Annotated in this window: 15 protein-coding genes; 5 read left to right on the top strand and 10 right to left on the bottom strand. The window is 26.6% G+C overall.

Going from position 1 to position 21,624, the window contains the following annotated elements; genetic code table 11:
* Positions 1-104: 104 nt before the first annotated feature.
* The 5 genes from I4V51_RS00345 to I4V51_RS00325 are packed head-to-tail and all read right to left on the bottom strand — an operon-like array spanning position 105 to position 9,361.
* Positions 105-326 (bottom strand): PC4/YdbC family ssDNA-binding protein, encoded by a 222-nt coding sequence (locus I4V51_RS00345; protein WP_195986344.1) that lies wholly within the window; start codon positions 324-326, stop codon positions 105-107.
* Positions 327-349: 23 nt separating this feature from the next.
* Positions 350-3,286: a DEAD/DEAH box helicase family protein gene (locus I4V51_RS00340; RefSeq protein ID WP_195986343.1), complete on the bottom strand. Its 2,937-nt coding sequence runs from the start codon at positions 3,284-3,286 to the stop codon at positions 350-352.
* Between the two features lie 10 nt (positions 3,287-3,296).
* Positions 3,297-5,318, bottom strand: a complete 2,022-nt coding sequence (locus tag I4V51_RS00335) for a site-specific DNA-methyltransferase (protein WP_207745881.1) — start codon at positions 5,316-5,318, stop codon at positions 3,297-3,299.
* A 14-nt stretch (positions 5,319-5,332) separates the two neighbouring features.
* Complete coding sequence (locus I4V51_RS00330; RefSeq protein WP_195986342.1) at positions 5,333-6,097, bottom strand: DUF4391 domain-containing protein; 765 nt, start codon at positions 6,095-6,097, stop codon at positions 5,333-5,335.
* Positions 6,098-6,106: 9 nt separating this feature from the next.
* A complete protein-coding gene (locus tag I4V51_RS00325) occupies positions 6,107-9,361 on the bottom strand; it encodes a helicase-related protein (protein WP_195986341.1) in 3,255 nt (1,084 codons plus the stop codon).
* 793 nt (positions 9,362-10,154) lie between these two features.
* Here I4V51_RS00325 and I4V51_RS00320 point away from each other — a divergent pair.
* A complete protein-coding gene (locus tag I4V51_RS00320) occupies positions 10,155-10,766 on the top strand; it encodes a recombinase family protein (RefSeq protein ID WP_195986340.1) in 612 nt (203 codons plus the stop codon).
* Between the two features lie 168 nt (positions 10,767-10,934).
* Here I4V51_RS00320 and I4V51_RS00315 read toward each other — a convergent pair whose 3' ends face one another.
* A complete protein-coding gene (locus I4V51_RS00315) occupies positions 10,935-12,347 on the bottom strand; it encodes a replication initiation protein (protein WP_195986339.1) in 1,413 nt (470 codons plus the stop codon).
* 1,037 nt (positions 12,348-13,384) lie between these two features.
* On the opposite strand from I4V51_RS00315, the gene I4V51_RS00310 reads away from it, so the two are divergent.
* The 3 genes from I4V51_RS00310 (at position 13,385) to I4V51_RS00300 (ending at position 16,659) form a co-directional block, all read left to right on the top strand.
* Complete coding sequence (locus tag I4V51_RS00310; protein ID WP_195986338.1) at positions 13,385-13,549, top strand: hypothetical protein; 165 nt, start codon at positions 13,385-13,387, stop codon at positions 13,547-13,549.
* Complete coding sequence (locus I4V51_RS00305; protein WP_195986337.1) at positions 13,543-15,015, top strand: recombinase family protein; 1,473 nt, start codon at positions 13,543-13,545, stop codon at positions 15,013-15,015. The genes I4V51_RS00310 and I4V51_RS00305 overlap by 7 nt, the downstream gene beginning before the upstream one ends.
* A 150-nt stretch (positions 15,016-15,165) precedes the next feature.
* The gene (locus tag I4V51_RS00300; RefSeq protein ID WP_195986336.1) at positions 15,166-16,659 is read left to right on the top strand and encodes a recombinase family protein; all 1,494 of its coding nucleotides are present in this window, start codon (positions 15,166-15,168) and stop codon (positions 16,657-16,659) included.
* 37 nt (positions 16,660-16,696) lie between these two features.
* Here the strand turns inward: I4V51_RS00300 and rlmD are convergent, their stop codons facing one another.
* The 4 genes from rlmD to I4V51_RS00280 all read right to left on the bottom strand — a co-directional run bounded on the left by rlmD (position 16,697) and on the right by I4V51_RS00280 (position 20,129).
* A complete protein-coding gene (rlmD, locus tag I4V51_RS00295) occupies positions 16,697-18,052 on the bottom strand; it encodes a 23S rRNA (uracil(1939)-C(5))-methyltransferase RlmD (protein WP_195986335.1) in 1,356 nt (451 codons plus the stop codon).
* Positions 18,053-18,189: 137 nt separating this feature from the next.
* Positions 18,190-18,597, bottom strand: coding sequence for a hypothetical protein (locus I4V51_RS00290; protein WP_195986334.1), 408 nt, complete (start codon positions 18,595-18,597; stop codon positions 18,190-18,192).
* Positions 18,598-18,643: 46 nt separating this feature from the next.
* Positions 18,644-19,309 (bottom strand): hypothetical protein, encoded by a 666-nt coding sequence (locus I4V51_RS00285; RefSeq protein ID WP_195986333.1) that lies wholly within the window; start codon positions 19,307-19,309, stop codon positions 18,644-18,646.
* A gap of 124 nt (positions 19,310-19,433) precedes the next feature.
* Positions 19,434-20,129: a helix-hairpin-helix domain-containing protein gene (locus I4V51_RS00280; protein ID WP_195986332.1), complete on the bottom strand. Its 696-nt coding sequence runs from the start codon at positions 20,127-20,129 to the stop codon at positions 19,434-19,436.
* 142 nt (positions 20,130-20,271) lie between these two features.
* Between I4V51_RS00280 and I4V51_RS00275 the strand changes: the two genes are divergently transcribed.
* Entirely contained in the window at positions 20,272-21,576 is a 1,305-nt protein-coding gene (locus tag I4V51_RS00275; protein WP_195986331.1) for a D-alanyl-D-alanine carboxypeptidase family protein, read from the top strand.
* Positions 21,577-21,624 lie beyond the last annotated feature (48 nt).

Here is a 21,624-nt window from a genome sequence, read left to right as displayed (position 1 = left end):
CTTACAAAAAAACAATAACTTTTAATATTTTTTATCTAAATTAACAGAATACTAAAAAATATAGAGCCTCAGTATTTTCACCAAAGCTCTACTTTCTTATCCGATTATAGTTCCATACTATTTAATAATTCTCTTAATAACTTTAACTCTTCTTTACTTAAAGTAATTCCCTTCCCCATATTTTCACGCTCTGGTGCCCAATCTCTTAAATCATACTTAGCTTTCTTACCATTCCAACTAATAAGATTTAATTCTTTTGTCCATCCCTTAGCTGATTCAGAAATAACACCTATTTCTTTTTCTATTTCATATTTAATATCTGCCATAAATAATCCCTCTCTTTAAACTCTTAAATTGTATCTAATACTCTATCAAATTTATCAACCTTAACAAAGTCCACTCCAGTATCTAAAGCCTCAAAATGCTTTATCCCACAGTCAATTTTAGCTTGTTCACGTTCTCTTATATCTTCTGACAATATACTCCCTTTAGTTTCAAATACAAAGTAAAGCTTCTCTTCATTATTCTTTTCAATAAATACAGCCCAGTCAGGATTATAAGTTCCAAGAGGAGTATCTATAGTAAACCACCCTGGTAACTTAGCATATACTTTAACCCTTGCATTATTCTCCATTGCTTGAGCAAAATCTGATTCAACTCCTGAATCATATACAACATAATCATACACAGACTTAGTACTTTCTAACATATTTTTAGATAAGTAACCATATAACTCTTCATTTTCAAATAGCTCTTGAGCATAATACTCATCATTACCAAGCTTTTCATATTTAATACCATCAACAATAAGATACTTCATCTTTCTTTTAATAATATCTCTTACTTCATCCATGAACTTTTGAGGATTATTTTTAAAGTCCTGCATCTTATCACTTTGTTTTAATATTTCAACTATAGTTCTTCTAGTAAGTTGAGTTTCATTTTGAAGATAAGTTATTATGTCTGGTAAGTTAAACTTAACTGGCACAGAGCCTTCACTATATCTATCTATTTCTTTAGCCTCTATTCCTGATTTTTCATAATCAATAATAGCTTTACTATATAAATGTTTGATTTCTCTTATATCTACATTTTCTTTAATTTCTTTAACACAACTTTCAATAAGTTCATTACTATCAAATTCTACAGAGAATGTGGTCTTATATTTTATTCTATTCCATAACTCCTTAAATTCTGGACTTAAGTATCTTTGTTTATTTAATGTTACAGCTTTTTTCTCATTAGCATTTTTTATATTTAAACTTCCAGCTAATTTCTTTAATATTTTAACTACTGGCTCTTTAACTTCTTTAAATTCATCTGGTAACTCAAAAGTATTATTCTTTAATTGCGTTCTGAGACTATCTGTTACTTTCCCTTTAGTATCAATAAGTGATTCTTTCTTTAAATAGCTCCATATCTTTTCTGAATTATCTTGTTCTAAATACGTGTTCTTGCCATCTTTCTTAATTACAATATTCGCAAATGTATGCTTTTCTACTACTCCAAATTTTAATGTTCCATCTTCTTCATATTCTGATTGAAGTTTTTTAGCAAAATCCTCATAGCTTTCATTAGCCATTACTGTAAGAGTATTAACATTAAATCCATATACTCTTTCACCCTCCTGATTTACTGCAAGTCTTAATCCTCTACCTATTTCTTGTCTCTTTTTGATTTCTGATTTTGCTTCACTTAATGTACAAATTTGAAATACATTAGGATTGTCCCATCCTTCTTTTAAAGCTGAATGTGAAAATATAAATCTAAGCTTTGTATTAAAGTTTAATAACTTTTCTTTGTCTTTCATTATTAAACTATAAACATCTTCATCAGCAGCAGTATCTCCTTTAGTATCCTTTAAATGTCCTTTTTTATCTTGAGAAAAGTATCCATTATGAACCTTATCTACTTCAGCTTCAACATCTATATCTTTAAACAATGTATTATATTTAGGAAGTTTTATTAAATCTTTATAAGCTTCTTCAAACCAAATTGCATATTTACCTTTCTGTGGTCTACCTTCACTGTCATAATATCTATAGTTTGCTACTTTATCTATAAAGAATAAGCTTAAAACTTTTATTCCTTCAGATGTTAATCTTAACTCTTTATCAAGATGCTCTTCTATGGTCTTTCTTATTTGAAGCTTTTTAATAGTATCATTATCTATCTCCCCTCTAACTTCACCTAATTTCAAAGATGGTTTAGTTGAAAATGAAATAAATTCATTTCCTTCCTTGCAAGATATTTCACTAACTATATAATCTTTATATAGTTCTCTACCACTATAAAAGTCTCCTAAACAATCTGAAACCTTAACTGTAACTACTTCTCTTTTTATCTTTCCCTTTTTATTAACGTCTATTTCTATTTTAGCACTTATAGGTGATTTTTTATTATCTACACTTATAAGTTTTATATAAGCATCATTATTATTTTCCTTTGATATTACACTTGCTACTTCTATTTGTTTAACTAATTGTCTTTCATAAGCATCTATAGCATCTAGCTTGAACATTAAGTTATTTATTTTTCTATGTGTAGCTGAGTATCTTAAAGTACATAATGGATTTAATGAATTTATTGCAGCAATAGCCTTATCAGTACTAGCTGCACTTTGAGGCTCATCTATGATAACAATTGGATTAGTTTCTTGTATAAATTGTAACGGTTTTAATCCATTTGTTTTTTCATGTTCTTTATTTATAACATTAGTATCCTTGTTAAAGGCTTGTACTGTCATAACCATTATTCTTATATTATCACTTATAGCAAAATCTCTAAGTATATCTAAGTTCTTTGACTTATATTCAGAGCTTTTAAAGATTACATTATCATATAATTCTTTAAAGTGTTCTGTCATTATGTCTATTGATTTAACAATCCCCTCTTTTATTGCAACTGATGGAACTACTATAATAAACTTTGTAAATCCATATTGTTTATTTAATTCAAATATAGTTCTTAAGAATACATATGTCTTACCAGTACCAGTTTCCATTTCTATATCAAAATCATATTCACCAGGTTTTATTATTTTAGATGGTGGTAATCCATTTTTTAATTGAATATCTCTAACATTTTTTAATATATCCTCTTCATCAAGTTCTAGCTTATTTCCTATACCTAAGTTGGTAACTAATTTTCCCTCAGTCCCACTTTCATCAACTCCAGCTACTACTGTAAAGTTTGATTGGCATTGAGTTTGCCCTTTAAATATATTAACAATTGAGCTTATAGCTTCTATTTGGTAATCTAATTCTGAATTAAATTTTAACTTCATAGTTACCTCCTTAAATGCTCATTACTTCTTTAATGTTATTTCTTCTTAATATTTGAATAGCATTAGTTTTAACAGAATCATTAGCAAATCCATTATCTTTAAATACTACTCTGCAAACTTCAGGAGACAGCTCTTTTTTAACTTCAACTATTCCTTCAATTACATCCAAAGTAATATCATTATCTAAGCAAATAATTAAGGCTCCAAAACCAACACTATATATCTTTTTTCCATTAATAATCTTCTCTTCAACTGGATAAGTTAAATCAATTCCATACTTAAGCATTATTTCATAAACAACATCCTCTTCACTTCTATTAGGAACAAAATTCTCTAACATATCATCAAAACTTTGTTCTAAATTATCATAATTAGGATTCCATTTCTTAATATTAGAGGAATCCAATTTTAACACCTTAAATCCAATATCTAAATCTTCAATTCCATCCTTCTCCTTATTCTCAGAAACTATCTTATCTCCAGCCCTTCTTATACGTTCTTTACCAATTTCACAAATATTTCTATATGAATCTGCTATTTCTTTCGTTTGTTGAGGTAATTGAACCATAATATATTTTATAGTACTATCATACTCTAAATTTAATTCAATCATTGCCTGTGCAGTTGTTGCAGAACCAGAAAAGAAGTCTAATACAATATCACTACCTTCCATACCAATCCATTTAGCTAATTGTTTAATCAATCTAACAGGCTTTTTACCATTTTTAAACTCTATTTCACCCTCCTTTGTTACATTCATCATATCTGAATAAAACCCTTTCCACAAATCTCCTCTTATTGTCACTCTAGTATATTTACTTTTATACTCATCACTGTAATTTAAAGTTTCTTTTAAAGAACTAAATTGTCTAAGCTTCCCACCTGATGATTTTGTTAATAAATAGTTTCTATACTCTACTATTTTATTTTCACATAATTTTTTCTCCGTTTCAGCATCAATTTTAATATTACAAGCCATTTCTTGATAAATATTACTTGAAATTTCATTAAAAATATACTCTCTAACCTTTTCAGAAATACTAATAGCTTTTTCTATTGAATTTATTGATATTTTATTGTTTTTAGTTAATCCTAACTTAATGAATTCATCTAATATATCTTTTTTACTCTCTAATTCATCAGTTAGTTTTCTCAAGTTTAAACTTCCACAACTTCTATCTATATAATATGAAAAATGAGTATCATAACCTTCATTTGCATCATATAAAACATTTTTAACTATATTTTTATTTAAATTATTTTTAGCATAAACTAAAATATACTCATAATTCTTTACTACTGAACCCTCTTTAGCTGCCTTTACCTTCATTCCCTGTGTCTTTGTTATCTCTAATCCTATATTAGAAATAAAATTTTCTTCTCCAAATATTTCATCACATATTTTTTTTAAATTAAATACTTCCTTATCATCTATTGAAATAAAAATTACCCCATCTTCCCTTAATAAGTTTTTAGCTAATCTTAACCTTGGATACATCATATTTAACCAATTAGTATGATACCTTCCACTTTCATCAGAATTTGTAGAAAATTTATTTCCTAATTCATTTAATTGACCTGTGATAAACAAATAATTTCTTATATTATCTTTATAATCATCTTCATACACAAAATCATTACCAGTATTATACGGTGGGTCAATATATATCATTTTAATTTTATTTTGATAACTCTTTTGAAGTAGTTTTAATACCTCCAAGTTATCTCCCTCTATATATAAGTTTTGAGTTGTATCCCAATTCTTACTTTCCTCTTTACACGGTCTTAATGTTCCAGTTGATGGTGTTTGTGCTATTCTTATAGCTTGTGATTTTCCGTTCCATTCAAATCTATATCTCTCTTCTTTATCCTCTATATAATTTCCTAATACCTCTTGAAGCTTTTCAAAATCTACTTTATCTTCACAAAACACTTCTGGAAATATAGCTCTTAATTTTTCTATATTATTAGCTATTATATCCATACTCCTTCCATCTAACATTTCCATATTATTCTCTGTTAATACCTTCATCTCATTTTCCCCCATTATTTATTGCCATTAAGCTCTTTTATAAATTCATTTCTCTTTATCTCTAACTTTTTAATTTTTATATTAAAATCCATCTTCTTATTAAACTGACTTTCTTTTTTTAGCTTGTCCTTCAAAGATGAAATCTCAAAACTTAAATCTTCGATTTTATCAGTTAACTTCTTAACTTCATCTACATCAATACTATTCAAAACTTCTATATTACTGCTATATTTACTAGCATTAAATAACTTTACCTTATCTACGAAGCTATTATAAAACTTATAAAGATTAACATAAGACCACTCTCTTACATTAAGAGTTTCTAAAAATACCTTTTCATTTTTCTTTTGCTTTTCTAAAGAAATCCAATCTGTAAATATCATTTCTTCTACAGTGTTTTTTTGAGAATCATTTTTATTAACTCTTTTACTAGCTACGTTAAATAATATATTTTCTTTATGCTCACATATAACTATTAATGAATAAGGTATAGCCCTCTGGATTATTTCACAAATCCTTTTATATTTACTATCCTCATTTAAAAGCACTCTAATTACAGCTACCTCTTCACACTCAATATCCTCATTTTTATATGCAACAATATTAGTATTATCTTCACAAAATAAATACTCTAGAACTATTTTATCTATTGCTTTTATAAATAACTCTTTATCAGAAGACGACATATCATATTCTTCATAAAATAACTTTTTAGGTATTCTACTACCTTCAATACACTCTTTAGGTGCATTGAAATTAACCATATAATCTAATTCCATACGTATTCCCTACCTTATTACTAAAAATGATATAAGCTCAAAATCTTCAATGCCCTTAAATAAAGATTTCTGAATATGAGTACCACCTTTTCTAAATAATGAAGCCATTCCCTTTTCTTCTTTTTTTCCAATAAGATTATCTATTGCACTTTCTAGTAAGCTAGAGTATTTACTCATCTTCTTACCATCATTGGTCTCACTATTAAATTCTTGTACTAATTCTGCTAATACCTCACTTTTACCACTACATAGCTTTTTATAAAAATCTAATATACTCTTAGTTCTTAAGAAGTTATACTTAACTTCACCATTATCATAAACATAAACCATATAATAAGGATGTAATGAATTACTTTCTTCAATCTTAGCTACAGCATTTATTTGCTTTAACGTAAAGATAACTCCTGGTTTAATAGTATCTTTTAAGGTTTCATCCTCCACATTAACTACAGCATACATTCCCATAGGAGCACTATCTAATTTCTCTCTGTTCTCTTTCATATAACTTGATAAATCCATCTTAAAATCATTCATAGTCAAGTCAGTAATAGATATTCCACCGGATATTTCTTCTAAATCAACAACCTCTTCTTGTAATTGCTTTAACTGTTTCTTTCTATATTCCAGGTCATTCATCTTCTTGTTACTATTAACTTCAATAATATTTTCTTCTCCTGTAGCTGATATATCTAAAAGCATCATTCTTCCAGTTACTCTTCTTTCAAGATTTATATACTCATCAAGCTCCATATTAGCCCAGAAATTAACTAGCTGAATAACTTTATTCTTTGAACCCAATCTATCAATTCTTCCGAATCTCTGAATTATTCTTACTGGATTCCAGTGTATGTCATAATTAATCAAATAGTCACAATCCTGTAAATTTTGTCCCTCTGAAATACAATCTGTAGCTATTAAAATATCAATTTCACCCTTCATATCAGGATATAACTTTGCTTTCTCCTTAGATATTGGTGAAAAGTTTGTAAGAATCTCATTTAACTCTTTTCTCTTAATAGCTTTTAATGTTGTTTTATTATCACCACTACCTGTAACTAAAGCTGTGTGAAGTCCATATTCACTTAGCATCATTGGTGCAATATGCTCATATAAATAATTTGCTGTATCTGCAAAGGCTGAAAATATAATAACTTTTTTGTTGCCTTCATTAATTGGATTATTAACTTTATCTTTTAATAGCTCTATTAATGTATTTAGCTTTGCATCTCTAGTTTTAACAACCTTTGCAGCTTCCACAAGTAATTCTTCTAGCTTCTTTTTGTCATCCTCTAAATCTTGTCTCCACTTTATTAAATCCATATCTTGCAATAACACTTTAACTTTATTACCAATTAATAGCTCTTCTAAGTTATCATCATCAGTATCTATATCATTAATTGATAAATCTTGAGTATATTCAAATTGCTTTTTATCAATCTTTTCTAATGTTAAATCTATTTGCTTCAATAGCTTTGCTATAGTAATTCCGAAAGAATTAATTGAACTTTCCATTCTTTTTAATATGTTAACTCTCATTAAATGAACAAGACTTTGTTCTCTATCAGTCATTTTGAAAACAGATTGTCCACCTCTTACTCTAATATCATATTTTCTACTATATTCATCTCTTTTCTCTGGCAGTATATACTTCATTGGAGAATATGTTGCTAAGTGTAAGTTCTTAATACTCTTATTAACATATTCAAGTTTTGGAAATTCTCCTAATTCATCTATATCTGGCTTTTTATTAATAGGCTTTAATCTAGTTGGAAACTTTCCTATTTCAGCTACGTTATAATACTTCTCTATATGCTTTCTAGACCTAGCAATAGTAACTGTATCTAATAATTTAAAGTAATCAGTATTCATCATTTCAATAAATACATCTACTGTTCTTTCATCTTCTTCTAAATTAGTCCATTTATTAAATATAAGCTGAGCTTTTCTAAGTGTTTGTTCAACACTAGTTATTCCCTCTTCTTCAAATGCATTATCTTTACCCTCTGTAATAAATTGAATTTGATTCTTTAAATCATTCATCTTATTATTAACAGGTGTTGCAGAAAGCATTAATATTTTAGTCTCAACTCCTGATTTAACAATGTCATTAAGAAGCTTAGTATATCTTGTAACTTTATTATTTCTTGCATTATTATTTCTAAAATTATGAGATTCATCAATAACCACAAGGTCATAGTTTCCCCAATTAACAGTAGCTAAATCTATATCTCCAGACATACCACTATCTCTACTTAAATCTGTATGATTCAATACATCATAATTAAATCTATCTTCTAATAAAACATTTCTTTTATCATTCTTTGTATACATAATCCAATTATCTCTTAGCTTTTTAGGAGTTAACACTAGCACTCTATGATTTCTAAGTTCATAGTATTTAATAATGGCTAATGCTGAAAAAGTTTTACCAAGACCAACTGAATCTGCAATAATACAGCCCTTATACTTCTCTAATTTATCTATAGCTCCAATTACTCCATCCTTTTGGAACTTATAAAGTTTATTCCATATGACTGTTTCTTTAAATCCTGTTTTAGCTTTAACTATATTGTCTTCTGTTAACTCATCTAAATAATCTCTGAATATGTTATATAAAGTAACGAAATAAATAAACTCTGGTGTATTTTCTTTATAAATAACTTTCATTTGTTCAAGAACTTTATCTTTTACATCTTCAACTAAAGATTCATCATTCCAAATCCTATCAAACATCTGTAAAAAGTGCTTTGTATACTCTTTACCATACATACAAGTATTCATATCCATTCTTGATGATGATGTAAAACCTAAACCATCAGTTGTAAAATCTACAGTTCCATTAATGGCAACTGAATCTGCACCATTATCTATATACACTAATCTTTGTTGTGCTGGATTAGGCTTTTTTAAAGATTTAATTTCTACCTTTTCCTCTAGCCATTTTGCACATTCTTTTGCAATACTAGCTTGATTAAGTTGATTTCTCATCTTTATTTCAAACTCATTACCTGAGATATCCCTTTCCGAATCTCTATTTATGTAATATTGTCTAACAATATCTTTTTCTTTTTTTACAAAGGTTGGTTCTGTAAATATAAACTTCATATTATCCATCTTATTAAGTTCTTTATGAAGTTCATTAAAAGCATATATAGTAAAATATGCTGATATTACAGATAATTTTGAACCTCTTTTTATATTCTCTTTTAATTCATCTCCAACTCTCCCAAATTGCTTATTATCTAAAATCTTTGGTTCTTTCATACATAAGCCCCCATATTAATAAAATACAACATCCTAATTATAGCATTTTAAGCATTTTATATCCAATTTTTCTATTTATTTTGCTTTTTGTTTATATTTTCTTTGTTTAGTGCTATTATTTTTATTCCCAAAATAAATTTCTGCTATAATTTTAAGAATTACAAATAGTAATTCAAATAAAACTTATAGGAGTGATTACTATTAAAACCGACCTAATTGAAGTAACAGAAATGCACAAGGAATTATTAAGTCTATCAACTGAAGATGCTTTTGAACTCTACTCTATTTTTTTAGTGGAAATGGCTACTAACTTAATAATCATTGATGATATATTTTTTGTAAATGATGATGTTTTTTTATATAACTATTCAAGGTGTTTTTTCATGTTTTTAAATTATCTTTTAGAGAAAAAATGCTATGAGTAAAATAAGAAAGACTTAGCTATAATGCTAGGTCTTTTCTTATTTTTTAGGTTAATTTAAATAAAATATATACTTTATATATTAATAGCTATAAATTAACATAACGATATTGAAATTAACGAAATTAATATCATTTTTATAGTAAAGTAAATATATTTTAAAATAACATTAAATAATTAAAAATATTTAAAATTAATTATAAATTATTAGTTTCAAAAAGTATACTTTTTAAAACTATATAAATTCTCCTCCTAAACATTGAAAGTAATATTTCAAAAATCCATTAGTATGAATTTTTTTATTTCAAATGAATTTTCTACTTTTTGCAATAAACTTAAGCTATAATATTAAAACTTAAAGGAGGATTTAAAATGAATAAAGAATTCTACTATTTACGTGTTAGTAGTAAAGACCAAAATATCCAAAGACAACTTCATGCTCTAAAAGAAAAAGATATTTATATTGAAGAAAGAAATATCTTCATAGATAAACAAAGTGGAAAAAATTTTGAACGTGAACAATATCAATTGCTAAAAAGGCTTTTAAGAGATGGTGATGCACTATATATAAAATCTATAGATAGGTTCGGAAGAAATTACCAAGAAATATTATCTGAGTGGAGAGAACTCACTTCTATGGGTGTAGATATAATTGTACTTGATATGCCGTTATTAGATACACGTAATAATAAAGATTTATTAGGAACATTAATCTCTGACTTAGTATTACAATTATTATCATATGTTGCAAGCAGCGAACTAAAAAACATAAAATCTAGACAAGCTGAAGGAATAAAATCAGCTCTTGCTAATGGTGTTAAATTTGGTAGACCTAAGCAAAATATTGTTTTTGATTCTACCTTTAAAAATCTCTATGATGATTGGAAATCAAAAAAAATAACAACTAAATTTTTTAGAGAGTATTTAAACCTAAAACCCAATACCTTTTATAGAAGAATTGCTGAGTTTGAAGCTAAAAAATGATTGATTTAATTTTATTGTTTAACTCTAAAATATAATTAATAAAAGCAGAATATTAAACATTAATATTCTGCTTTTACACTATGATATTTTAAATCTTTGTATCTCTACTTCAACTTTTTTGGTGTATTTTTCCTACATTGTTCTATAAATTTATTAAATTCATCTTTATCATTTAACGGAAGTTTTTATTTTTAATTTTTTATTACCTTCAAAAACACCATTATCAAGCATTTTTTTAACAAATCCAAATCCATATAAATTTTTATTACTTTTTAATAACATCTTACCTGACTCTCTTATATATTTCTTAATCTTTTCGTTATTATATTGTATTAAGCATACTTTCATTTTTTCAATATCATCTTCAGTTACTATGTAAGCAAAAAATTTATATTCTTCGTAAATATCAACTAAAACTTTGTTTCTACTATCTTCACCCACAAGCTCAGAATGTTGTTTCTTAGATTGTTTTTTCTTAATATCCTTACAATATAACTTCATTCTTTTCTTATAAATCTCTACTTCTCCATTTGAAAGAACCCTTTCAATAGTATTATATGAACGTCCTATAAGTGTTTTAGTATTTTTCTTAGATGCTGATTCTATAATTGAATATATAACTAAATTCATATCTTTACATAACCTAAATAACGAAATAACTTCATCTTCATTAACAACTATATTAAATTTTATTAACTCATCAATTGCATATTTAATAAATGGTCTAATTTTTTTAATTTCAATTCCTACATCATTAGCAAATTCTTCTAAATAATTGCTTTCTTTAGTTACTTTAATCTCAAAGTTTACTTTTTCTGCATCCCAAAATACCTTTTCTTTTCCTAATATCACACACTTTCGCTTAACTTTATCTTCTTTGATAATAGAAACCTCTATATCTGTATTATTGTTTATATACTTAATAGCTGGTGATAAAATAGTTTTTTTAAAATCTTTATATTCTAAATATGAAATACTAGTCGCTTCCTCATTTTTTTCTTCCGAATCTCCTTCCATACAATATATACCTAGATATTTTTTTAAATCTTTTAAAGTAATATTATAACTTTTTTTATATGAATATAATTTTAAAAGTTCATATAAAGCAAGCGTGTATGCATTTTTACACTGAAAAAACATATCATAATTATATTTAATGTATCTATTATAATTTACTTCATTATTATCATCTTTATACTTTATTAATATATCATTAGTAAATACATTATTAAAATATATTGTTATGGTATTTCTTTTTATACTTGTTTTAAATCTCTTAATCAACGACTCATTAATTTCAATAGAAGTACTATCCTTAATACTAATTATATTTTCTTTAACATAGTTATTTAACAATCTATCAATTGACCTCTTCATACTTGATTTATTTGAGCAACTATATCCTAATATCTTTGCACAATCATCCATATTAATCTCTGTGATAATATTTTTATCTTCATCAAACTTAGGTTTATTATGGTCTATGCTACCTAAAGCTAAATTAATTAATATAGCAAAATTTATCTTTTTGTATTTTATTTTTTCTATCATGTATTCAGTTTTTTTTATAATTGTTTTCATATGTATTTCTCCCTAAAACTATCTTCTTAAAGCTGACTTAGTATTTATTTAATTTAAAAATGTCTTCTTAAATTAAATTTCACAAAAAGCAGACACTTTTTTTATCATTCACCGTAAAAACTAGACACTTTTATTACCACAAATTCTAAATAAATAGACACTTTTTTACCCTATAATATTCTCTAAATTAAGTAAATATAAGTATTATATCATCTTCTTCTAATTATGTACTATTATTGTACTAAATGTTAAATATTATATATAAAAATACTTTATATTATTTCTAAATTTAAATTCATCTAAAATTGCTTGTAATCTCTTTTAATTATACAGATATTATTTTATTAATTAAATAAACTTAATATTAAAAATTTCCCTTTGTCAATCATAACTCTAAAATTAAATCATTTCTTTTTATAATCAATTTTATATAAACTATATAAAAACTTTTTAACAATTTACTATCTATAACAAATAAATTTAAAAATTTTTAATTTTCATGGTGAATGTACCACAAAAAGTTCATATAAAGTATATAGGAGCTTTTTTAATAATTTACTGTCTACAAGCAAATATTTTAAAAAAATTTTATTTTGATGGTGAATGTTCCACAAAAAGTTCATATAAAGTATATAGGAGCTTTTTTAATAATTTACTGTCTACAAGCAAATATTTTAAAAAAATTTTATTTTGGTGGTGAATGTTCTACAAAAAGTTCATATAAAGTATATAGGAGCTTTTTTAATAATTTACTGTCTACAAGCAAATATTTTAAAAAAATTTTATTTTGGTGGTGAATGTTCCACAAAAAGTTCATATAAAGTATATAGGAGCTTTTTTAATAATTTACTGTCTACAAACAAATATTTAAAAAAAAATTTTATTTCGGTGGTGAATGTTCCACAAAAAGTTCATATAAAGTATATAGGAGCTTTTTTAATAATTTACTATCTATAAACAAATAATTTTAAAAAATTTTATTTTGAACATTAAAAATACATAATGATAATTATTTCAAACTTACGGAGGATTTATAAATGAAAATAGAAAAAGTTTTTAAAGAAAATAGTGAAATTAAATTAGAAGATATATTAAAGTCAATCTTTGATGCTAATATCGAAAATAATATAACTAATTTTTTTGAAAGTTTAAATATAAAAGAAATAGATTGCATAAGAAAAGGAGATTTTACATTATGTTAAAAAGAAAAAGAGCTGCTGCATATATAAGAGTATCTAAAGATAGATATGAACAAAAATCTAGTTTAAAGAATCAAAAGGAACAGATTCTTCAATATGCCAAAGATAATGATTATATTATAATAGATTTTTATACTGATATTGAAACTGGAACAATTGAAAATAGAGATAATTTTGAAAGATTACTAAAAGATGCTCAGGAAAATAAATTTGATATTATTATATCTAAAGAACTTTCTAGACTAGCTAGGAACGTTGCATTATCATATAAAATAAAACTAATAGCAGAAGATTTTAACATTGGTCTTATAACTCTAGATGGCTCTATAAATACACTAGAAGGTAATGAAGAATTATATGGTTTGCACTCTTGGTTAGCAGAGTATGAAGCAAAAAAAACATCAATGAGACTAAAAGCCATGCTTGCTTCACGAGCTAGAAATGGTCTTTTTAATGGCTCTATACCACCATATGGATATTATTGTGAAAAAGGTCAACTATTTATTAGGAATGATGATACTCCTGAAATAGTTAAACGTATCTTTTCTGAATACATAGGTGGAAAAGGTATTGATAGTATTGCCAAGGGATTATTTAATGATAAAATTCCAACCACTTCTCAAATTGCTGGCAAAAAAAATTCTAGTAATGTTTGGCATGGTAAAACTATAAAAAAGATACTTACAAATCAAGCTTATATAGGAAATATGGAGCAAAAAAAGGAAAGCACAATAAATGCTGTAAATAAAAAAAGAGTACAAAATGATGCTTCAGAAAGAATATTAGTTGAAAATACTCATGAACCTATTATTTCTAAAGAGATGTTTTATATTGTACAAGACCTACTTAAGTCTAGACATAAAGAAAGAGGACATCAGTCAACACATTTATTTACTAATATATTACGTTGTGCTGATTGTGGTAAAGGAATGCATTTTAAGAAAAATAGAAAAGGATATGTATGTGGTACATCTGTTAAACTTGGGAAGAATGTTTGTAGTGACCATATCGTAAGAGAAGCTGCCTTATCTGAAGCTATACTTAAAGAATTAAACTCATTTATGAGTTCATACTCGCCAACTAGTAACTCCAAACAACTAGAAGCTATTTATAAAAAGAAAGTGTCAAAATTTGAAAGTGCAATTAAGGCTAATGAGCAGAAGCTTATAAAACTTAATGAAAGAAAGGATACCGCATTTAATTATCTTTTAGATAAAACTATTTCTAGAAAGGAATATGACTCTTATATTGCTAAGTATACTAAAGAAGCAGAAATATTATCTAATGAACTTACAGATTTTAAATCTTCATTAGAAATACTAACTGCTCCTTCTACACTTGAAAAAATATCTTCTTTTGAGAAACCAAAGGCTAAAATTGATGAACTTACTCCAGAAATATTAAATAAGTTCATAGAAAAAATAGAAATCTCAGAAGATGGTTCTCCTAAGATTTACTATAGATTCTAAAACATGTACATAGTTAAAGGCTATATTATATTTATAAATCAATTTACTTATAATATAGCTTTTATATATAGGGTTATTGACAATACATATATTAATTTATTAATCTTAAATTAATCACACTACATCTTCTAAATAAAGGAGATGTTTACAATGTTAAAGGTTGGCGTTTATATACGCGTTTCAACAGATAATGTAGAGCAACAAACAAGTTTAAAAAATCAAAGAGATTTGTTTATTCAGTATGCAAAAGAAAAGGGATGGAGTATCTATGACTTTTATGTTGATGTTGAAAGTGGTACTTCTACTAAAAGAAAAGAACTAAATAGATTAATTAAAGATGCTGAAGCTAGAAAAATTAATGTTCTAGTTGCTAAAGAACTTTCCAGACTAGCTAGAAATGTAGAGTTATCTCACAAAATAAAAAGGATAGCTGAAACAAACAATGTCCATATAGTTACTCTTGACGGTGCAATAAATACTCTTGAAGGTAATGGTAATATGTTTGGACTTTATGCATGGATATATGAACAGGAAGCTCAAAGAACTAGTGAAAGAATAAAGATAGCACTTAGAAGTAGGGCTGAACTCGGATTATTCAATGGCTCAGTTGCCCCATATGGATATGAATGTATAGATAGTAAGCTCTATATAAGGAATGATGATACTCCTAATATAGTAAAACGTATTTTCTCTGAATATATTAGTGGTACAGGTATAGATACAATTGCTAGGCATCTTTATAATGAAGGTATTCCTACCCCTGCTATGATTGCTGGTAAAAGCAATAAGAACGATAAATGGCATGGTAGAACTATACAACTAATTCTTAAAAATCAAGCTTACCTAGGGCATATGATTCAGCTTAAACAAAGTACAGTTAGTGTAGTAAGTAAGGCTCGTCATAAAACTACTATTGATAGGCAAGCTGTAATAAAAAATACTCATGAGCCAATAATATCAGAAGAAGATTTTAAGTTAGTACAGGAGTTAATGAAAATAAGAACTCATAAAAACCATCATCAAGCATTACACCTATTTACTAATACAATCTATTGTGCTGATTGTGGTAAAGGAATGCATTTTAAGAAAAATCGTAAGGGATATGTTTGTGGCACTTTTAATAAGCATGGAAGTAAAGCTTGCTCATCTCATATAGTAAGAGAAGCTAATTTATCTACTATTGTTTTATCTGAAATAAAACAGTTTGTTGCTGATATTAAAACCACTGATTTATATAATAACTTTAAATTAGAAATTGATAATGAGATATTAAAACATAAAAATGCATTAAAAAGTTATGAAAATGATTTAATTATTCTAAAGAAAAGAAAATCTAAATCTATATCTATGCTTATTGACGAGATAATTACTAAATCAGACTATGAACTATTCATAACCGATATAGATGAACAAGTTAAAGCTTTAGAACATAAGATTGTTATAACTAAACAAGCTCTTGAAAAAATTTCTGATAGCTCATTATTAAATGAACTTAATAAAATAAAAAATGAAGAATTATCTTTAGATGAATTAACACCTGCGTTACTTCATCGTTTTGTAAAAAAAATTAATATTGAAGAGGACGGTACTCCAATAATATCCTATAGGCTCATAATGCCTCTTCCTACATTAATAAATAATTAAGGAACCACAAGATTACCTTGCAGTTCCTATTAATTTATTATTTTTTTATGAGTCTCACACAGGTCTCAGCATGTGGTGTATTTGGAAACATATCTTTAACTGTACTCTTATCAACCTTATATCCATGAGCTAATAACACATCTAAGTTATCAACCATAGTCTTAGGATTACAAGAAACATAAATTATTTCCGGTGCATTAAATCTAATTACATAATCTAAAGCCTTTGGAGAAACACCACTTCTTGGTGGATCTAAAATAATTATGTCTGGTTTATCTTTAACTTTCTTAATAGTTTCAGCAACATCACCAGCTATAAATTCACAGTTACTTAATCCATTAAGCTTAGCATTTTCCTTAGCTGCTTCAACAGCTTCCTCTATAAGCTCAAGTCCCACAACCTTTTTAGCATTAGGAGCTGCTATTTGACCTATTGTACCTGTTCCACAATAAAGGTCAAATACAACCTTATTTTCACCATCCCCCATAAAGTCTCTAACTAAACTATAAAGAGATTCTGCTCCCTTAGAGTTAGTTTGGAAAAATGAAAATGGTGATATTTTAAACTTAAGTCCAAGTAAATTTTCAACTATGTAATCTCTACCATATAATACATTAACCTTTTCTGGTATAACTGCATCAGATAAAGAATTATTCTCTGTATGTAATATAGATACTAATTCACCTTTATAGTTTTTAGATTTAAGTAATTCAGTATACTCTGTTAAATCAAACTCAACTTGAGTTGTAGTTACTAAGTTAACCATAAGTTCACCAGTGTTAGTTGCTTTTCTAATAACTAAGTGCCTTAAATATCCTTCCCTTCTCATTACTCTATAGTATGGTAATCCAGTACTTCTAAAGTAATCTACTGTTGTTTTTAAAATAGTTCTAAAGTCTTCGTCTACTATCATGCAGCTATCTACTGTTAATACTCCAAAAGACTTTCCTTTCATATGCATACCTAAAGTAAGCTCTCCACCTTTTTCTAAGTCTCCAAAAGTGAATTCCATCTTATTCCTATATTCCCATGTGTTTTCACTACCCTTAACTCCAAGGTACATTCCCATAGGTAAATCTTTTTCTTCAAAAAGTTCACAAATTTCATCACTTAATAATTCTAATTGTTTTTCATAAGTTAAATTTTGAGAACTACATCCTCCACATACTCCAAAATGAGGACATGGTGCTTTAATCTCATATCCAGCATTTTCAATAACTTCTACAAGTTTAGCTTCTGCATATCCATCTCTATTTTTCTTAACAGTAGCCTTTACTTTTTGCCCAGGAAAAGCACCTTTTACATAGACTTTTTTCCCTTCACATTCTGATATTCCTGTTGAAGGAAATTTCATATTGTTTATTTTTAATGTTAATTGACTTCCTCTTTTCATCTTACGCTCCAATCTATAAAAATTAATTACTTATATATACTTATTAAAATTTATACTTTTATTATCGCCTATTGTATTATACCTTAAAACAAAGCAAAAAACACCTCTATAAAATTATTATAAAGGTGTCCCTTAAATTATCTAAAGATGAATTTTTTCCCTAAAGTTTTTCCATGTAAAATTTCTTGTAATATTGGATAGTATAATATATTACTTATTACATAAATAATCATAAATACTTCTTCTCTTAAAGCAACTCTATATCCAAATGCTTTTAAAACTAAATCAAATACTCCAAATAGTACTAATGCTAAACCTATAGCAAATATTTGATCTAAAATTCCACTTAAAACAACCTTTGTGTAATGAAGTAATTTACCATCAGTTTTTATTTCTTCATCTCTTATAAATTCCTTAGCTTCTGCAGCCTCTTCTTCAGCTAAATATACTTCAGCTTCTTCTAAAGCTTCTTGTGATATAAACTCATCATTTTTTTCAACTAAATCAGAGTTATTATCTAGCTTTTCTTCATTGTTATCTACCATTTCTACCTCCATAGAATTTATATTTATATAATTAAAGCTTTATTATTTACTTAAATTTATATACTCTACTTTCTAGCTTATAAAGCAAAAAGTCTTTTGTTATTGTTATTGTCTCTTTTAAACCATCAATATTATTTGTTATAGTTTGTATACCCTCTTCTGTACCATTTTTAACTGCATCATATATTTGTTTATCTAATTCAGTATAATCCCTATCATAATCACCAGTAAAAGCTTGTGAAAAAGATGATAATGATAGATTTTCAAATTCAAATTTTCCACCCTCTAATATAGTCTTCTTATCTAACTTATACCCTAATTTCATTTCTAACTTTCCATTAGCTAAATCTGAACCATATTGTTTAAATCCAAAGTATAAACTTTCTAATCTTTCAGCTTCTGGAATATCAAAATACACATAACTATCATTAACTGACTCGCCATTTTCTTCTTTTATTTCATCTTCTGTAATATCATAATCTAATGAATATCCTTTAGCAGTTGATTCAACACTTGCTAATGATTTTTTATATAACTCTTTAACTTCATCTCTAGTATAATCTTCTGACCATTTTCCTGGAAGTATATCTACATTTTCAACTACTGTCTTTTTTTCCTCTGATGTCTTTGCCTTATTGTTGTTACTTGAGCATCCTACCGCACTAATAGCTAATATTGCAACTAATGCTAAAGATATAGCTTTCTTCTTCATGTTTTACCCCCTACATAATTACTCACTTAATATTATGTTTTCCTAAATCTTATTAATTATAACATTAATACCCTATATTTTAAAAGCATTTAATAGCATATTTATGTAAAATTCACATTATAATTTACAATTTTATACTATCTTTTATTTTTTCAAAAGTTTTTTCTCCTATTCCATTGACGTTCTTTATTTCTTCTATAGATTTAAATCCTCCATTTTCTTCTCTATATAAAATTATAGCATTTGCTTTTACATCACCTATACCTGGGATTTCTTTAAGTTTGCTTAAATCCGCATCATTTATACTTATTACTCCATCATCACTTTCCTCATTTATTTCAACTTCTATATTCCCTACTTCCATATTAGTATCATTAATATTTCTAATTACTATTAGTTCATGATTTTTAACTTCTTTAGCTCGATTTATATTAGAAATATCTGCATTACTTGTTAATCCACCTGCTATTTCAATTAACTCTTTAATTATACTTCCTTCTTTCAAAATATACACATCTGGTTTATTTACTTCTCCTTTAATTTCAACTACTATTGTATTATTGGAATTTTCCTCTGCATTATTATCAATAAGATCAGTTTTCATATCTTTACTATCTTCTTCAATCAAATCTAATGAATAATTAATATTATCATTTTTACTTTCTAAGTCAATATTATCTTCATCAATAAAAATGTTCTTCATATATTCATCCTTAAAAACATTTTTACTATTCTTTCTATATGTCAATAATGATATGCTTATTATTACAATCAAAACCACTAATAAGCCTATTATTTTCTTATTTTTTAACTTATCCATTTTCCTTCCTCCTTACATTGTCTTTTATAATTATTAACAAAAATGCCACATCTAAACTTTTATACGGAATTTATCTATAGAATTATTATTATTTTTTTGATAAACTTAAAATGTATAAGATGTAACTTATGGGGAGAGAAATATGAAAAATTTATTATTTAAAACGTTTGTCTTAGTATTTTTACTAACAATCGTATTAGCCAATGTAAAAGTGATAGACTCATATGCATTACCTAATTTATATTCGGAAGGTATTTATCTTATGGATGCCACTACCGGAAAAGTACTTTATGAAAAAAATGCTGATGTTCAATATATGCCAGCTTCAACAACTAAAATCATGACTGCAATTATTGCATTAGAAAATTGTAAACTTACAGACGAAGTAACTATAGGTGAAAATCCACCTAAAGCTGATGGCTCTTCTATAGGTATTGAACAAGGTGAAGTTTATACAATAGAAGAACTACTTTATGGACTTCTTTTAGAATCAGGTAATGATTGTGCTGAAGCAATTGCTGAGCACATTGCTGGATCAAATGAAGCTTTTGCAAAAATTATGAATGAAAAAGCTAAAGAATTAGGAGCAACAAATACTAATTTTAAAAATCCAAGTGGTCTAACTGAAGATGGTCATTTAACTACAGCACATGACTTGGCCTTAATAATGAGATATGCTTCTCAAAATTCTGATTTTGTTAGAATTGCACAAACTCCATCTTATTTTTATGCAAATCATCCCTATTCAAATGGAAGCGAAAAATGGGCAACAAATCACAATCCTTTACTAAAAGAGAATTCACCATATAAGTATCAATATGCTTACTGTGGTAAAACAGGATATACTACTGCTGCTAATCACTCTTATGCTGCAACTGTAATTAAAGATCAACAAGAACTAGTTGGCACTTTTTTAAATGCTACAGATAAGGATGGTTTATATACAAGTGTTGGTCAATTATTTGATTGGGGATTTGAAAATTTTAAAACTGAAAAAATAGTGTCAACTGGTGATAAGCTAGCTGATTATTCTATTGATAGTTCTACTTCTATTCCTTTAGTAGCGACTAAAGATATTTATTATACCTTTAATATAGGGGAGGGCGAAGATGTAACTAAATCTAATACTTCTGTAAAATACGATAATAAAGATTTAACAACTACTTCAATTAAGAAAGGTGATATTCTATTTAACGCAGCCCTTTTAGTTAATGGAACAAAAGCTTCTGATATTGAATTAGCTAGTGATACAAATAGAGAATATACAGCTGAAGTTATGGTCAAAAATACTGTAACTGAAATGACTTCTAGTAAATATTTTATTCCAGGAATAATTGGTATTGTCATTATAATTATATTAATATTAATATCAATAATCCGTAGTAAAAGACGTAAGAAAAGTTTTTTGTCAAGACGCTCTTACATAAGAAATAAACATAATTTCTAATTAGCAATAGAAAAATAAGAATTAAGGATTTAATAAAATCTCTTAATT

Source organism: Clostridium sp. D53t1_180928_C8 (assembly GCF_015667795.1).
Taxonomy (GTDB): domain Bacteria; phylum Bacillota; class Clostridia; order Clostridiales; family Clostridiaceae; genus Clostridium.
The sequence above is the reverse complement of the archived record's forward strand: the minus strand, read 5'-3'. Positions and strand labels throughout refer to the sequence as shown.

Bases quoted from the DNA above. Each gene is read 5' to 3' on its own strand.
- I4V51_RS00345 (WP_195986344.1), bottom strand. From the start codon at position 326: ATGGCAGATATTAAATATGAAATAGAAAAAGAAATAGGTGTTATTTCT.
- I4V51_RS00340 (WP_195986343.1), bottom strand. From the start codon at position 3,286: ATGAAGTTAAAATTTAATTCAGAATTAGATTACCAAATAGAAGCTATA.
- I4V51_RS00335 (WP_207745881.1), bottom strand. From the start codon at position 5,318: ATGAAGGTATTAACAGAGAATAATATGGAAATGTTAGATGGAAGGAGT.
- I4V51_RS00330 (WP_195986342.1), bottom strand. From the start codon at position 6,097: ATGGAATTAGATTATATGGTTAATTTCAATGCACCTAAAGAGTGTATT.
- I4V51_RS00325 (WP_195986341.1), bottom strand. From the start codon at position 9,361: ATGAAAGAACCAAAGATTTTAGATAATAAGCAATTTGGGAGAGTTGGA.
- I4V51_RS00320 (WP_195986340.1), top strand. From the start codon at position 10,155: ATGAATAAAGAATTCTACTATTTACGTGTTAGTAGTAAAGACCAAAAT.
- I4V51_RS00315 (WP_195986339.1), bottom strand. From the start codon at position 12,347: ATGAAAACAATTATAAAAAAAACTGAATACATGATAGAAAAAATAAAA.
- I4V51_RS00310 (WP_195986338.1), top strand. From the start codon at position 13,385: ATGAAAATAGAAAAAGTTTTTAAAGAAAATAGTGAAATTAAATTAGAA.
- I4V51_RS00305 (WP_195986337.1), top strand. From the start codon at position 13,543: ATGTTAAAAAGAAAAAGAGCTGCTGCATATATAAGAGTATCTAAAGAT.
- I4V51_RS00300 (WP_195986336.1), top strand. From the start codon at position 15,166: ATGTTAAAGGTTGGCGTTTATATACGCGTTTCAACAGATAATGTAGAG.
- rlmD (WP_195986335.1), bottom strand. From the start codon at position 18,052: ATGAAAAGAGGAAGTCAATTAACATTAAAAATAAACAATATGAAATTT.
- I4V51_RS00290 (WP_195986334.1), bottom strand. From the start codon at position 18,597: ATGGTAGATAACAATGAAGAAAAGCTAGATAATAACTCTGATTTAGTT.
- I4V51_RS00285 (WP_195986333.1), bottom strand. From the start codon at position 19,309: ATGAAGAAGAAAGCTATATCTTTAGCATTAGTTGCAATATTAGCTATT.
- I4V51_RS00280 (WP_195986332.1), bottom strand. From the start codon at position 20,129: ATGGATAAGTTAAAAAATAAGAAAATAATAGGCTTATTAGTGGTTTTG.
- I4V51_RS00275 (WP_195986331.1), top strand. From the start codon at position 20,272: ATGAAAAATTTATTATTTAAAACGTTTGTCTTAGTATTTTTACTAACA.